Origin of the sequence: Paenibacillus polysaccharolyticus, assembly GCF_023714295.1 — a bacterium.
In the GTDB taxonomy this organism is placed as follows: Bacteria; Bacillota; Bacilli; order Paenibacillales; family Paenibacillaceae; genus Paenibacillus; species Paenibacillus polysaccharolyticus_A.
Genome location: NZ_JAMAUN010000006.1, coordinates 290,316 through 304,451 on the forward strand (window position 1 = coordinate 290,316; position 14,136 = coordinate 304,451).

17 protein-coding genes and 1 tRNA gene are annotated in these 14,136 nt (G+C 42.9%); 2 read left to right on the forward strand and 16 right to left on the reverse strand.

Annotated features, from left to right (window positions below; translation table 11 throughout):
* Positions 1 to 8: 8 nt before the first annotated feature.
* The 7 genes from opp4B to rpsF all read right to left on the reverse strand — a co-directional run bounded on the left by opp4B (position 9) and on the right by rpsF (position 5,658).
* Positions 9 to 971 carry an oligopeptide ABC transporter permease gene (gene opp4B / locus M3629_RS16795; protein WP_251508546.1) on the reverse strand — a complete coding sequence of 321 codons (963 nt, stop codon included), beginning with the start codon at positions 969 to 971 and terminating at the stop codon, positions 9 to 11.
* Between the two features lie 7 nt (positions 972 to 978).
* Positions 979 to 1,911 (reverse strand): ABC transporter ATP-binding protein, encoded by a 933-nt coding sequence (locus tag M3629_RS16800; protein ID WP_145335003.1) that lies wholly within the window; start codon positions 1,909 to 1,911, stop codon positions 979 to 981.
* A 4-nt stretch (positions 1,912 to 1,915) separates the two neighbouring features.
* Positions 1,916 to 2,914 (reverse strand): ABC transporter ATP-binding protein, encoded by a 999-nt coding sequence (locus M3629_RS16805; protein ID WP_090923585.1) that lies wholly within the window; start codon positions 2,912 to 2,914, stop codon positions 1,916 to 1,918.
* 739 nt (positions 2,915 to 3,653) lie between these two features.
* Complete coding sequence (locus M3629_RS16810) at positions 3,654 to 4,247, reverse strand: M15 family metallopeptidase (protein ID WP_251508548.1); 594 nt, start codon at positions 4,245 to 4,247, stop codon at positions 3,654 to 3,656.
* A gap of 253 nt (positions 4,248 to 4,500) precedes the next feature.
* Complete coding sequence (gene rpsR / locus M3629_RS16815) at positions 4,501 to 4,770, reverse strand: 30S ribosomal protein S18 (protein ID WP_090923587.1); 270 nt, start codon at positions 4,768 to 4,770, stop codon at positions 4,501 to 4,503.
* 57 nt (positions 4,771 to 4,827) lie between these two features.
* Entirely contained in the window at positions 4,828 to 5,313 is a 486-nt protein-coding gene (gene ssb, locus M3629_RS16820) for a single-stranded DNA-binding protein (protein ID WP_251508550.1), read from the reverse strand.
* Positions 5,314 to 5,364: 51 nt separating this feature from the next.
* A complete protein-coding gene (rpsF, locus tag M3629_RS16825; protein ID WP_024629534.1) occupies positions 5,365 to 5,658 on the reverse strand; it encodes a 30S ribosomal protein S6 in 294 nt (97 codons plus the stop codon).
* Positions 5,659 to 5,872: 214 nt separating this feature from the next.
* Between rpsF and M3629_RS16830 the strand changes: the two genes are divergently transcribed.
* A complete protein-coding gene (locus tag M3629_RS16830; protein WP_090923589.1) occupies positions 5,873 to 6,067 on the forward strand; it encodes a YjzC family protein in 195 nt (64 codons plus the stop codon).
* A gap of 450 nt (positions 6,068 to 6,517) precedes the next feature.
* On the opposite strand, the gene M3629_RS16835 is transcribed toward M3629_RS16830, so the two are convergent.
* From M3629_RS16835 to M3629_RS16850, 4 genes are all read right to left on the reverse strand, one after another.
* A tRNA-Ser gene (locus M3629_RS16835) sits at positions 6,518 to 6,608 on the reverse strand.
* Between the two features lie 152 nt (positions 6,609 to 6,760).
* A complete protein-coding gene (locus M3629_RS16840; RefSeq protein WP_251508552.1) occupies positions 6,761 to 6,970 on the reverse strand; it encodes a DUF951 domain-containing protein in 210 nt (69 codons plus the stop codon).
* Positions 6,960 to 7,898 (reverse strand): mechanosensitive ion channel family protein, encoded by a 939-nt coding sequence (locus M3629_RS16845; protein WP_251508554.1) that lies wholly within the window; start codon positions 7,896 to 7,898, stop codon positions 6,960 to 6,962. The genes M3629_RS16840 and M3629_RS16845 overlap by 11 nt, the downstream gene beginning before the upstream one ends.
* A gap of 17 nt (positions 7,899 to 7,915) precedes the next feature.
* Positions 7,916 to 8,179, reverse strand: a complete 264-nt coding sequence (locus M3629_RS16850) for a DUF3343 domain-containing protein (RefSeq protein WP_186331827.1) — start codon at positions 8,177 to 8,179, stop codon at positions 7,916 to 7,918.
* 117 nt (positions 8,180 to 8,296) lie between these two features.
* On the opposite strand from M3629_RS16850, the gene yyaC reads away from it, so the two are divergent.
* Entirely contained in the window at positions 8,297 to 8,902 is a 606-nt protein-coding gene (gene yyaC / locus M3629_RS16855; protein ID WP_251508556.1) for a spore protease YyaC, read from the forward strand.
* Here yyaC and M3629_RS16860 read toward each other — a convergent pair.
* From M3629_RS16860 to noc, 5 genes are all read right to left on the reverse strand, one after another.
* On the reverse strand, positions 8,877 to 9,377 hold the full coding sequence (locus tag M3629_RS16860) for a DUF4446 family protein (RefSeq protein ID WP_090923593.1): 501 nt from the start codon (positions 9,375 to 9,377) through the stop codon (positions 8,877 to 8,879). The two genes, yyaC and M3629_RS16860, sit on opposite strands and share 26 nt — an antisense overlap.
* Before the next feature lie 146 nt (positions 9,378 to 9,523).
* Positions 9,524 to 10,678 (reverse strand): aminotransferase class V-fold PLP-dependent enzyme, encoded by a 1,155-nt coding sequence (locus M3629_RS16865; RefSeq protein ID WP_251508559.1) that lies wholly within the window; start codon positions 10,676 to 10,678, stop codon positions 9,524 to 9,526.
* A 140-nt stretch (positions 10,679 to 10,818) separates the two neighbouring features.
* A complete protein-coding gene (locus tag M3629_RS16870) occupies positions 10,819 to 11,667 on the reverse strand; it encodes a ParB/RepB/Spo0J family partition protein (RefSeq protein ID WP_154985156.1) in 849 nt (282 codons plus the stop codon).
* The gene (locus M3629_RS16875) at positions 11,660 to 12,421 is read right to left on the reverse strand and encodes a ParA family protein (protein WP_090923627.1); all 762 of its coding nucleotides are present in this window, start codon (positions 12,419 to 12,421) and stop codon (positions 11,660 to 11,662) included. The genes M3629_RS16870 and M3629_RS16875 overlap by 8 nt, the downstream gene beginning before the upstream one ends.
* A gap of 190 nt (positions 12,422 to 12,611) precedes the next feature.
* Entirely contained in the window at positions 12,612 to 13,430 is an 819-nt protein-coding gene (gene noc, locus M3629_RS16880) for a nucleoid occlusion protein (protein WP_090923596.1), read from the reverse strand.
* Positions 13,431 to 14,136 lie beyond the last annotated feature (706 nt).

Sequence of the window (14,136 nt, forward strand, 5' to 3'; positions counted from 1 at the left end):
TCAAGTTCTTACTTAATGCGAATACGCGGATCGACCAATCCCAGAATAATATCAGACAGCAGTGAGCCTAGAATCGTAGCAATCCCATATAATAGTACGAGTGCTGTGACTACACTGAAATCTCGTAACGAGATGGAATTCAGGAACAACTGTCCCATACCCGGGTAGCTGAATATACTTTCTATGAAGATGGTCCCGCCAATTAGCCCCGTAATCTCATACCCGAAAAATGCAGCAATCGGCAACAGGGAGTTTCGCAAAATATGTCTGTTGTAGATTCGGGATTCCGAAGCACCTTTCGCTCTCGCCGTAAGTACAAATTCTTTATGCTTGATATCAATAATTTCACTGCGTAAATATTGTACCGTGGACACAGTCGAGATTAACGCCATTGATAATGCTGGCAGAAGCAAATGGTGAATCTTGCTTATGACATATTCGAATGTCCCTGGTGTAAGCCCCGGTGCCACACTTCCCCCGGTTGGGAACCAGCCGAAACGGAAACCAAAAATCCAGACCATAACCAGAGCGAAAATAAAGAGTGGAGCTGCAAAACCCAGGTACGTATATCCTGTAATTAAACGGTCGGACCAGGTATCGTTATAACGACCACTGATAATACCGAGTGGGATCGCAATAAGATATGTGAGAATCAGCGTTGCCAGAGCAAGCCAGAATGTATTGGCAATCCGTTGACCAATCAGGTCTGTTACTGGCATTTTGAAACGGAAGGATTGTCCGAAATCACCCATAGCTGCATGCCTGATCCAGTCCCAATACTGTATATACCATGGATTATTCAATCCTAGCCGTTCACGCTGTTCTTCTAGTGCTTTGGGATCAATACTCGGATCAAGCAGTCCCGTCAACGCGTCACCTGGCATGGCTTTGGCCATCAGGAAGACCAGAATACTAAGCAAAATTATTTGAGGAATCATTATAAATATTCGGCGTACAATAGTTTTCCACATATGGCCTTCAACCTTTCTGAGGTAAAGCTACCCGGTGAGTATCGGAAATGGATTGGAGCGAATAAGCAAGCCCTTCCTCATCGAAGAAATTGCGGTATGAATTTTCATACTCGGATTTGATCTGCTGTCGGAAAGCTATCATTTCCTCACGTTTGGTTGGGTCCATATCCGGAATCGCTGCGATAAGACGTTTGGTATAGATATGTTGGGGATTTTCAAAAATATCATCCGTTGTCCCTTGTTCCACATATCGACCTTTATACATAATTCCAATCTGGTCGCACATATGACGAATAATGCCCAGATCGTGGCTGATAAACAAATAGGTCAGATTCAGTTCTTTCTGAATTTCCTGCATGAAGTTGAGAACCTGGGCTTGTACAGATACATCCAGTGCAGATACAGGTTCGTCAGCGATAATCAGTTTGGGTTTGAGTGCAATGGCACGAGCGATTCCAATCCGTTGACGCTGTCCACCTGAGAATTCATGCGGATACTTGTAGATAGACTCCGGACTCAACCCTACCTTCTCTAATAAGCTACCGACCTGTCTCTTCTCTTCCGTTGCCGTCAGTCGTTCATAGTTTCTTAGAGGCTCAGCAATGATGTCCATAACGCGCTTTTTCGGGTTAAGAGACGAATAAGGATCCTGGAAAATCATCTGTACATCCCGCTGAAGCTGGCGATCTTTGCGTCGTTCTTTGGTCAAATCCCTGCCATTAAATAAGATTTTGCCGCCTGTCACATGATTCAGACCAATCACAGCTCTACCTGTGGTTGTCTTGCCTGAACCTGATTCTCCAACAAGCCCATAGGTCTGTCCTTCTTCAATGGAAAAGCTGACATCGTCAACCGCTTTGACACTGCCAATCTCCCGTTTTAGTAATCCTCCGCGAATCGGAAAGTGTATTTTGAGTCCTTCTACTTCAAGTAATGCCATTATGTTATGCCTCCTCCGCTTGATCAGGGAAATGAAAGTGCTGATAGCAGGTACACCTTACGAAGTGTCCTGGCGCAATTTCATGCATCTGCGGGTTATCTTCATGAGCAGAGTCGCTAATCCATGGAATTCGGGCCTTGAATCTGCACCCCTGCCTTGGAAGATTTTTGAGAGAAGGTACGATGCCTTGAATGACATGTAATTTGGATTTTTCTTCAGTAATCGTAGGGATCGAGTTTAATAATGAACGTGTATAGGGATGTTTTGCATTGGTCATCAATGTAACAATATCCGCTATTTCAACAATTTCTCCTGCATACATGACGGCTACACGATCAGCCATCTCGGCCACTACACCAAGGTCATGCGTAATAAGGATAATGCCTGCGTTAATCTCATTCTTCAGCTCTCGGATCAACTCGAGAATTTGCAACTGAATGGTCACGTCAAGTGCTGTTGTTGGTTCATCGGCAATGAGCAGTTCTGGCTTATTGGCAATTGCGATCGCGATAACAATACGTTGCCTCATGCCGCCAGATAATTCGTGGGGATATTGCTTATATATTTGTTCGGGACGTGGAATCCCTACCTGGTTCAATAAGTGAATAACCTTATCCCGCTTCTCTCTGGAAGACAGCTTCGGTTGATGAAGAGTGAGAATCTCTTCAATCTGTTCACCTATTATCATTAGAGGATTGAGTGCGGATAGTGGATCCTGAAAGATCATGGCCATTTCTCTTCCGCGCAGTTTGTTTAATTGATTAGGGGATATGTTGGCGATATCTTTCCCTTTATAGAGAATCTGACCTTCGATTTTGGCTTTGTTATGCAATCCCATCAGAGAAAATGCAAATGCACTCTTACCTGAACCTGATTCTCCTACAATAGCCAACACTTCATTTTTCTTAACCTTAAGATTAACGTGATCGACTGCTGCATAATAGTTATCTTCAATTCTGAATGATGTCGTTAAGTCTCTGACTTCCAATAGCTCTTTATTCAAATCAATCACCCTAACCCTGTAATTTCATCAGACTGTATTCATAAGTAGAAGAGTGCATCCACTGTATATTTCCATGTTGTTCCTTAAATTGAACAAAAGTGTATACAAAATACCTTATCGTTAACAGAATCAAGATTATAGTCTTCAATTTAAACCATTGGTCAATTAATGTTGATAATTCCTAGCGGAATTATAAATACAAATAATTACTGTAATCATACGTGTAATTTAAGTTAACGTCAATCTTTATTTTGGGATTTATGGAATAAATGTTTTCTATGCTACAGTTTTGGGTAATAGTTTTGGCTAAAAGGTATCTATAGCAGGATTTTAGTGTGAGAGTTAAGTGTGCTCGGGTGGAATTACAACAATATGAGGCGTGTGTACAAAGTTTTTTTGTGTTTATATATAACATGTCTATGACATAATGTGTAGAGTTAATAGCAAATGATTTGGGAGTAACTTAGTTAGTGTAAATTACATGTCACATTTAGGGGTATTTTGTCGTTTCATAGAATCTCTGCTTAGAAGTCATATGAAGCTTATATATATACATTTATTTAAGGTTTGTAAGATAAACGTAAAAATCTAGTTATTATAGTATAGTTTTATTTAATTGTTGCTGTAAAGAGTTAATTGTTACTTTTGAACATTTATTTTACAAAAGAAAGAAAAAAGTCCTGCAAAAAGCAGGACTTTTCTAATAAATATTCATAATTACGCATATATAGTATTACCTTTATGGTGCGATTGGTGGCCTTTTACCACGTTTCAGATCACGAATGCTTAAACCAAAGTCCATCTGCAAATGAGGATAATCCGGAAAGTTAGTCCAGTCCCCACCCCAGGTAAAACCTAGCTCTTTAGCTAAATCAACAACCTCCATCCAATCTGCTTTACCATTGCCATTATCATCTCGTTCCATATCCCAGACAATATCTCCATCAGGGGTTCTTAAGGCAAAATCAATGGCAAGCCCATAGTTATGATAAGACTCTCCACCTCTTGCATTGGTGACAATATTACCAGAAGATGAACGTCCTTGTGCAAAGAGCGCATCTTGTTCCTCCACACTCCGATATCCATGCGTAATCACAATTTCTATACCTCGCCTGGCAGCCTTACGAACTAATATGCCTTCACTTTCAGCAACAACTGGATGCAAACCGGTAATTGGTAATGGCTCAGGAATTATTTCATCTTGCCATATCCCTCCCAAGTCTCCTTTTTGTTGCAACCATACAAACACAATAGATAGAATAATCGTTGCGATGATCCAATTTCTCAGGCTTTTCTTCCTTCTCTGTCTTTGCTTACGTAATGTTGGATTCATATGTTCTCCTACACTTTTTCTACTCATCAAGCTTTAATTCTTTTTTAAAGGCTTCATTTCAGGTAAACTAACTTCTATTATAATTCATCTCAGCTGTGAAAGCTCTTCTGCAAAAATTACATGATTATACGTTTTCATTTTCTTAAATTTTCATATGGTATCCTTATTCTTATCCTTAGATTTATAGTATTTAAGAATACAAAAAAGCAGCCGGCTATAAGCCGACTGCTCTTGTATGCAAACTGAGTAAAGACTACTCAGTTGTGTATGGCAGCAATGCGATTTGACGGGAGCGTTTGATTGCAATCGTCAGCATGCGTTGATATTTAGCGCTAGTACCTGTTACACGGCGTGGCAAAATTTTTCCACGTTCGCTGATAAATTTACGAAGCAAGTCCGTATCTTTATAATCGATGTGAGTAATTTTGTTCGCTGTGAAGAAGCACACTTTACGACGTTTATTGCGACCACCACGACGTGCCGGTCTTTTATCGTCTCCGCCTTCTCTTTGCTTGAAGCCCATGCTTTTCAGTCCTTTCCTATCATGTAACCCATATCTCGTAACGAGTATCGGCCCACGTTAAAATGGCAAATCATCATCCGATATATCAATCGGTTTTCCGTCATCGGAAAAAGGATCCTGATTGTTGCTACGCGCAGCATTGTTATTGCTTGCACGTCCGCCGCCGCCTCCATAAGAAGGCTCTTCACGCATAGGTTGTCCCCCGCCGCTACCGCCTTCACGGTTAGCTGACTCCAAGAAACGAACATTATCGGCAATGACTTCGGTCACGTATACACGCTTTCCTTCGTTATTCTCGTAGTTCCGTACTTGAATGCGTCCTTCGACTGCAGCCAGACGACCTTTACGCAAATAGTTTGCACAAGTCTCGGCAAGCTGTCTCCAGGTTACGACCGGAATAAAATCTGCTTCCCGCTCTCCTCCTTGGCTTGTAAACGGTCTGTCTACGGCCAAAGTAAATTGTGTCACGGCTACTCCTGCTGGAGTGTAACGCAACTCAGGATCCCGGGTTAACCGGCCGATCAGAATGACACGGTTCAACAATGTAATCCCCTCCTTCTGAGCGTATTAGTGCGATAATCACGAGTTGTCGTCTTAGGCAGACTTAACGTCGTTGGTAATGAGATAACGAATTACTTCGTCAGAAATCTTCATGAGACGCTCAAGCTCAGTAACTACTGCTGGTTCAGCAGTGAAGTGTACCAGAACATAAACACCATCACGGAATTTCTTGATCTCATACGCAAGACGGCGTTTACCCATAACGTCGTGAGCTGTTACCTCACCACCGCCGTTGGAGATGATGCCTTGGAATTTATCGACTGTAGCTTGAACAACTTCTTGCTCAACGTCAGGACGAATAATGTACATCACTTCATATTTGCGCATAATTTTCACCTCCTTGTGGACTCTGGCCCTCAATCCAGGTTGAGAGCAAGGAACGAGCACAAACTCGAACTATATTAATATAACAAATACGCAAACGAAATGCAAGCAAACGTTCCCTGTACATATTGGTACATAATCCCCTCATGTTTAGACTCCAGATGGAACACACTACAGAAGTAACACTGATCTCATTCTGTGGAGGAGGCTACTTATTATGGGTGAAAGAACCGAGTTTGAACCAGGGGACAAAGCACCGAATGATGGAGAGTACACTGAAGTCGGAGAGAAAAGCTTTCACACGGAGATTAATGATCCAAAGCGAGTGACCTTGAAAAAAGGCGAAGCCTTTCCGGAAACGAGTAATCACAACCGCAAGTGGAAAAAGCTGACCAAAGCACGCGTCCACTAAGTTTTTTTTCAGTACTACGTATATAAAACGGTAGTTAGCACATAATACAATCAGGCGGTACACGAGAGAGGTGTGGTTCCGTTGGACAACGAAGCCGATTTTTCGCTGTTGGAGATGCATCACGTAATATAAGAAGCTTGTGGGTGTGTAAGACTTTAGTCCGAAGCACAGGTATTGCTGCAAGCAGTACAGCCAGCGTTTCTGTCGTTACGACCGATTGTGATCTAACTAAACATGTACCGCCGGATAAAGAGCCCTTTGGGGCTCTTTATTTTTTATAGATAACCATTACAAATAACCACTATATATAATTCGAAGATATATATAATTCGAAGAAACAAAAATAAAAAGACTTTCCAAATGGAAAGTCCCTTCGACGTTGTTTATAATGACTCCAGTCCATGGAGTTATGTAAGTATTACATTTTTCGCTAGATCTAAGTGACTTAAGTGGCGGAAAGGGTGGGATTCGAACCCACGCACGCTGTGACACGCCTAGCTGATTTCGAGTCAGCCCCCTTGGGCCTCTTGGGTACCTTTCCGCAGCAAAATTGATTATATCACGCTTGTAGAAGGAAAGCAATACCTGTACGTTGCCCGCATGTAAACGCTATTTCGCCAGTACATTTCATTGCACCTATCCGGATAAATTACGCACTAAACTGGGCATTTGTTATGCTCTTCTACCTTATTCTCAGGACTCCGCATCCTCTTCAACCGAACGAAGTACTTTTTTCATATTTTTCTCAAATTTGGCCCGGGGAATCAACACGCTATGCTTACAACCAACACACTTGATCCGGATATCCATCCCCATACGAATGATCTCCATCTCATTGCTTCCACAGGGATGCTGCTTTTTCATCTGTACAATATCTCCAAGCTGGAAACTTTTACGCTCCACCTGCACCATCTCCCTCATCATTATCCATCGCAGCCGCCTGCTCTAATGCAGCCAATTTGCTTCTCTCATGGTACTCCAGTATTTTCTTCACATCTCCCTGAATTTGGCGTTCGACCGAAGACCGGGAGTTCGGCATACATTCCGCTACCACACGAATGACATAATCAGAAGTGGACATCGACTGAATACCTAGCACATCCGGTACCTTCACGATGTTCAGATCTCGTTCTTCAATACCTGCGAGTGATTGCTTCACTAAATGTACGGACTCGTCCAGTGTCAATTCCGCCTTCATCGGGATATCCACTACAGCGAGCGAATTAGACATCGAATAGTTAGTCACACTTGCAATTGTACCATTCGGAATGATGTGTACTTCTCCCTGCCAGCTTACCAGTTTTGTTGTTCTTAGGCCAATGACTTCAACGGTTCCTTTGAACGTGCCTGTCTGAATCACATCTCCTACAGCAAACTGATCCTCTAAAATAATAAAGAATCCGGTAATGACATCCTTCACTAAACCCTGAGCACCAAAACCAATTGCAAGCCCGAGCACACCGGCACTAGCTAACAGTGGCCCAACTTGAACATTGATCTCCGATAACAGTAACAAAATCATAATGAAATTACATGTTATCGAGGTCGCATTTTTCAACAACTCACCAATCGTTACGAATCTGCGCGGGTTGACGCGAATTTTGCCTTCCTGCTTCCGTGCCATCGAACGATCAATAACCCTGGACACCACTTTAATGACAATACGAGTGATAATAAAAATAATGAGGATGCGAATCGAACTGAACATGATGTTAAGCCACATATCCGTATCCGAAATTTTAGCCCACACTTGATCGGTCCAACGAAGGGCATTAGTCACTGCCTGTTCAGCTGTATCAGGATCCTTTCCCTGGGCAAAATAAAATGACATCGTGTCTGATCACTCCTCTACATCGGTATGTTATCATAGCTGTCTTCGGTTTTGAAATAGAGGCCGCGAATCTCAACAAACTCATCACGAATAATTTTCTGTACTCGCATCAGATCCTCTTTTGGAAACTGAATACACAGTGCACAGCCCGCTGTAATCTCCTTAGGTGTCGGAAACAAGTCAATCTCGATCTCAGCAAACTCTAGCAGCATCTCTGCTCGCAGTGCCTGCTGCGTTGAATCAAACGCAATCAGCATCCAATCGTCCAGCCATTCGTCCATGTCCTGCTCCTTTCAAGCAACAACCACTCTCAGGTAAAAAGCCTGTCCTTCCGAAGTATAAAACACTCTACCTTTCCATATACTGATACTACTATTCCAAGGGAAAGGATAGATCCTATGAATCCTACTTCGCGTTCCTTTTCATCACAAGATCTGACCAGCCTGAAAGTTCCTCATACTGATCCTGGTGTTCATTCCGCCATTGTACATCGTTTAATGTTCCACCTCTATAAGGCCCATTCCTTGCAAAACGTAGTGATCGTCTGCATCGGTACAGATCGCTCCACAGGTGACTGTCTCGGACCGCTAGTTGGTACGTCACTGGCAAAATGGGACAGCCCCCTGTTCCATCTGTATGGCACATTAGATGAGCCCGTTCATGCTGTAAATCTGCAAGACACGCTCCACAAAATATACAGCACCCATCACAATCCGTATGTGATTGGCATTGACGCCTGTCTTGGCCAATCCTCAAGTGTTGGTTGTATCCAGGTCGTAAACGGCCCGCTTAAGCCCGGCGCAGGGGTAAATAAAGAATTACCGCCGGTCGGCGATATCCATCTGACAGGTATCGTTAACGTCGGCGGTTTTATGGAATACTTTGTGCTTCAGAACACACGGCTTAGTCTCGTTATGCGAATGTCTGAAATTATAGCAAGTAGTCTGTATTCGGCCATTCGGGAATGGCACACCCGCTCTACTCTGCTTGCTGTGCCAGAGTAATAGCTTCCTTTTCCTCTGGGGAAAGTGTATACGTTGACTCTCCCCCTTTTAGAGGTTTTGCATATACATATGAACCGTCACGATTAAATAATCCTGTAAGAATCATACCATCCTGGCTTTCATTAATCATGGCTATCGAAAAGCTCAGGTCGCTACCACGCTCTCCATAAGCGTTGTATCTTTTCACACCGACCTTGCCCTGAATACGAGCCAGCTTCTGCAATGCTGTTTGCAACTGATTTGTTTGCAGCTTGTGTTCGTCCTCAATACTGTCCATCTGAATCTTCAGATTAATCAATAGGGACTCCAAATCCTCCACACCACTGCCAGCCATCATGGCTTCGTATTTACGTTTAAACTTCCGTAACTTTGCTCCTTGTGCAATACTCACGATCAGCAAAATCACCGTAAGCAATGCCAACCCGCCAATAATCCATAACAGCTGTTCCAGAATCAGCTCATTTAATTCAGCCATGTAAGTGCAACTACCCCTCTATGTTTTTGATCAGATTCACGTCTGTCCGTAGTCCTTAGCTTTTATTATAAATCAACCTGTTATTCAAGGGATTAATCATATATTTCCATTTTAAATAACAGAAGGTTGAAAAATTTTATTATTCCTTACTTCACTGCTGTCAGCTCGATAATGGCTCGAATAAGTTCATCGACCTCTTCATGGGTAGAATTGTATCCAACGCTTGCTCTGACAGCCCCGGTACCTGTTGTACCTGCTGACTCATGCGCAAGTGGAGTACAGTGAAATCCTGAACGAACCGCAATACCATAATTCCGATCCAGCCGGAATGCAAGCTGAGCTGAATCATATCCCTCAATTATAAAGGATACTAATCCTGAACGAGGTTGTCCAATGTCCGGGCCCAACAGTTGAATACCTTTGATCGAAGAAAGCCCATTCATTATAAGTTGCGTTAACTCCCACTCATGCTGATAGATGGAAGCAGGTGTCATGGCAAGTACATGCTTCACCCCCGCTCCTAACCCAGCAATCCCCACCGTATTAGGAGTCCCTGCTTCATATCGATCTGGACGCACTTTAGGCTGTTCTACTGCCTCGGATTGACTACCTGTACCTCCATGAAGGAGAGGTTGCACATCAAGCTCAGGAGCGATGTATAAGCCGCCTGTACCTTGGGGTCCTAGCAATCCCTTATGTCCTGGAAAAGCGAGCATATCGATGCCTAGTTTCCCTACATCCACTGGCATTATCCCAACACTCTGAGCTGCATCCACCAGTAAAAGAGCGTGATGTTGACGGCATAGTTCTGAGATTTCTCCGATTGGCAAAATGCTCCCTAGAAGATTAGAACTGTGCGTACATACGACCAAACGGGTGTTTTTCCGAAACATCCGCTCCATCTGTTTTAAGTCTATGGCTCCATAAGCTATGACGGGTACATAATCAACCTCAATCTTACCCTGTCTGCGAAGGAACTCCAGAGGGCGCCGAACTGAATTATGTTCCGCCATGGTGGCTATAACATGATCACCCTCTTGAAGCACACCCTGAATTGCAAGATTAAGGGCTTCTGTTGTGTTTGAACCAAATGCAATATCATTAGGGTTTTTAATACCAAACAGATTCGCTAAGCCTTTTCTCGTTTCAAACAAAACCCTGCTCGCCTGCACAGCCATACGATGACTCCCCCTGCCTGGGTTAGCCCCTGCAAATTGAAGGGCATTCATCATTGCCTCACCAACAGCAGGTGGTTTAGGCCAGGATGTTGCTGCATGATCCAGATAGATTGTGTTCTCCATCCTCCTACCACCTCAGCTCATAAGAATTAATTACAGGATTTGTTTACAAACAAAGAATGACATATCGTTTCTCCAGAACACAGAGTCGATATGTCATGACATGAGTAGCTCTGCATGTTGTTAATGATGCACCCGAGTTGTTATTGCAACAGTTCTAATAATCGTTCGAGATCTTGTTTGCTATAGTAGTTGAGCTCTATTTTACCTTTATCTTTCTGACCATGTTTAATTTTCACTGTCGTTTTAAATCGTTCCCGAAGTGACTCTTCCAAGGTGTCAATGAACGGATCTTTCTTCTTTAGCTTGGCCTTAGCCTTCGCTTCACCTGATTTGGAACGATCAAGTTGTTGCACTGCCTCTTCCAGCTCACGAACACTCCACTGCTGATCAATGGACTGTTTAGCCAGCTGTTTGACCAGGTTCTCATCCTTCACACCAACAATGGCACGTGCATGTCCCATCGACAATGTTCCACGTGAAACATGATCCTTTACTTCCTCTGGCAAAGCCAGCAACCGTAAAAAGTTAGCGATGTGAGAGCGTGATTTACCGACCTTTACGGACAACTCTTCTTGGGTCAAAGAGAATTGATCCATTAATCCTTGGTAGGCTACTGCCAGTTCCATTGCATTCAGATTCTCCCGTTGCAGGTTCTCAATCAGGGCTATTTCCATCACCTGCTGATCATTAAACGTACGGACAACAGCTGGAATGGTAGCATTACCACAATACTGTGATGCCCTAAACCTGCGCTCGCCTGCAATAATCTCATATCCTCGGAGTACAGGACGAACGATAATGGGTTGGATCACGCCGTGCTGCCGGATCGATTCCGCCAGTTCATGTATTGCTTCCTCATCAAATGCTTTACGCGGCTGATAAGGGTTAGCCCGCAGTTGACTAATCGGGATTTCTACGACTTTATCATCGTCATTAATTGAAAGCGAAGGAATGAGGGCATCTAGTCCTTTTCCAAGCCGCTTACTCATAAGAAATCACTTCCTTTGCGAGCTCTAAATACACTTCCGCTCCTCGGGAACGGGGATCATACGTTATAATGGATTGCCCATGAGATGGTGCCTCACTCAGCCGTACATTACGCGGAATAATCGTTTGATATACCTTTTGCTGAAAATACTTCTTCACTTCTTCTATAACTTGAATGCCCAGATTCGTCCGAGCATCAAACATCGTTAGTAACACGCCTTCAATCTGAAGAGAGGTATTTAAATGTTTTTGCACCAGCCGAACCGTATTCAGCAATTGGCTTAACCCTTCCAATGCATAATACTCACACTGAATCGGAATAATCACGGAATCGGAGGCTGTTAGCGAGTTGATCGTCAACATTCCGAGCGATGGCGGGCAATCAATAAGAATGTAATCATAATTATTTCTCACTTGTGCGAGCGCCTTTTTCAGACGAACTTCTCGCGATATGGTGGATACCAATTCGATCTCGGCTCCGGCAAGTTGAATTGTTGCAGGTATGATATGAAGTCCCTCAATTTGTGTCTCCGCGATTGCCTCTTGGGGAGGCACATCATTAATCAGAACATCATATATACAATTCGCCACATCTGCTTTATTAATTCCGACTCCGCTCGTTGTATTTCCTTGGGGGTCAATATCGACAAGCAGTACCTTTTTCCCAAGTGAAGCAAGTCCTGCTCCCAAGTTAACCGATGTCGTTGTTTTCCCCACACCGCCCTTTTGATTTGCTACGGCCATAATCTTAGACAATACCTTCACCTCAAATAAAATAGGAGTCTTTTCTTGTAGGTTGTGAGTTACAGTTAACAATAAGCAGGCGGCCACCGTCCACAAGAACAACAACTACCGTTTCCTTAACAGAACGATTTGTTCCCTTCACGTCGCATGAAAAACGGACTATATAGACAGAAAAAGCGGCCATTGCCGCCTTAAGCTTCAATTATTTGCGTTTTGGAATATGAATAACAATCTCGTAGTGATCCTCATGATCCGCTTCTTTTGTTTTGATATCCATACCTGAGCCTGTTACCATATCGATGGATTGGCGAATCGTGTTAAGTGCCAGTCTTACATCCTTAGTAAAAGATATCCGTTTGGACTTTTTAATCTTGGAAGCTTCCTTATAAAAAGCAACACGTACCTCTGTCTGCTTGACATTCAATTCCTTGTCGATAATCTCGCCCAGCAATTTCAATTGCAGTTCTTCCGTATCCAGCGACAACAAGGCTCTTGCGTGACGTTCAGATATTTTGCGCTCCATCAAGGCTGTTTTCACACCTTCTGGAAGATTCAACAACCTAATCTTGTTAGCAATGGTAGATTGACTTTTACCAAGTCGTTGAGCAAGGCTCTCCTGTGTCAACTGATGCAAATCTATCAACTTTTGATAGGCAACCGCTTCCTCAATCGAGGTTAAACCTTCACGCTGCAAGTTCTCAATTAACGCAATGGATGCGGCCTGAGAGTCGTTGAATTCACGCACAATGGCCGGGATGTGCTCAAGGCCTAGTTTGCGAACAGCACGCCAGCGGCGTTCCCCAGCGATAATCTCATATGATCCATTACGAACCCGAACAACAATAGGTTGAATAACACCATGTGTTCTGATCGTTTGCAGTAATTCATCAATTTTATCATCATCAAAAATAGTACGGGGTTGATATGGGCTACTCACAATTTCGTTAACCGGAACCTGTTTAATCTCGTCTCCGTTATTGCGCTCCGCCAAACCAAACAACTTCGAAAATTGTTCTTTCATTCCGTAGATTACCACCTAGTTTCGTAATAGCTCCCACATTAGCAGGTGCTTCTTATTCCATAAGCGAGACTTCATACTCATCGTTCCTGAAATAAGTTATGCCATTCGTATTGCCCTGCTGCGAAACAGCATCAAATGCTTAACCATCTATTGATATGAACTAATCTAAGATCACTGTTTACGCAGGAACTGATACTTCTATTCTATCATCTTTTTCACCATAATCCTATGTTTACCTATTCTTTAAAAGAATCAAATTTTCCTGCTTTTTTATTCTGTTTATTAGGAAAATAAAATGAATGACTCCCTATATAAGTTGAACTAAAGATGTTTACACGGAGCACTCCGACGACAGAATAACCTTCCCATCGCTGTTATCCCCGGATTTTTTGATTCCCTTTTCTAAAGGGAAAAATCCGATGATAAGCTTATGCTTCCGATGTAGCTTTCTTGCAGAAAGCTTTTAGCCGACCGCTTCGCTTTTTCAGGTTTTTTCTGTCCTCTCCGTTTCTGTGTAAATAAAAATAGTTCAACTTATATAAATCCTGATGAACTAAAATTATTTCTTGTCCTGATTTTGTATATGAGAATCCCATCCCACGGTATGCATTTAATTTAACTCAGTTCTAATTTAGAAAACACAAAAAAATAGAGAATGTTTCACGTGAAACATCCTCTATTTCCATCAGGTCATTCAACATGTTAT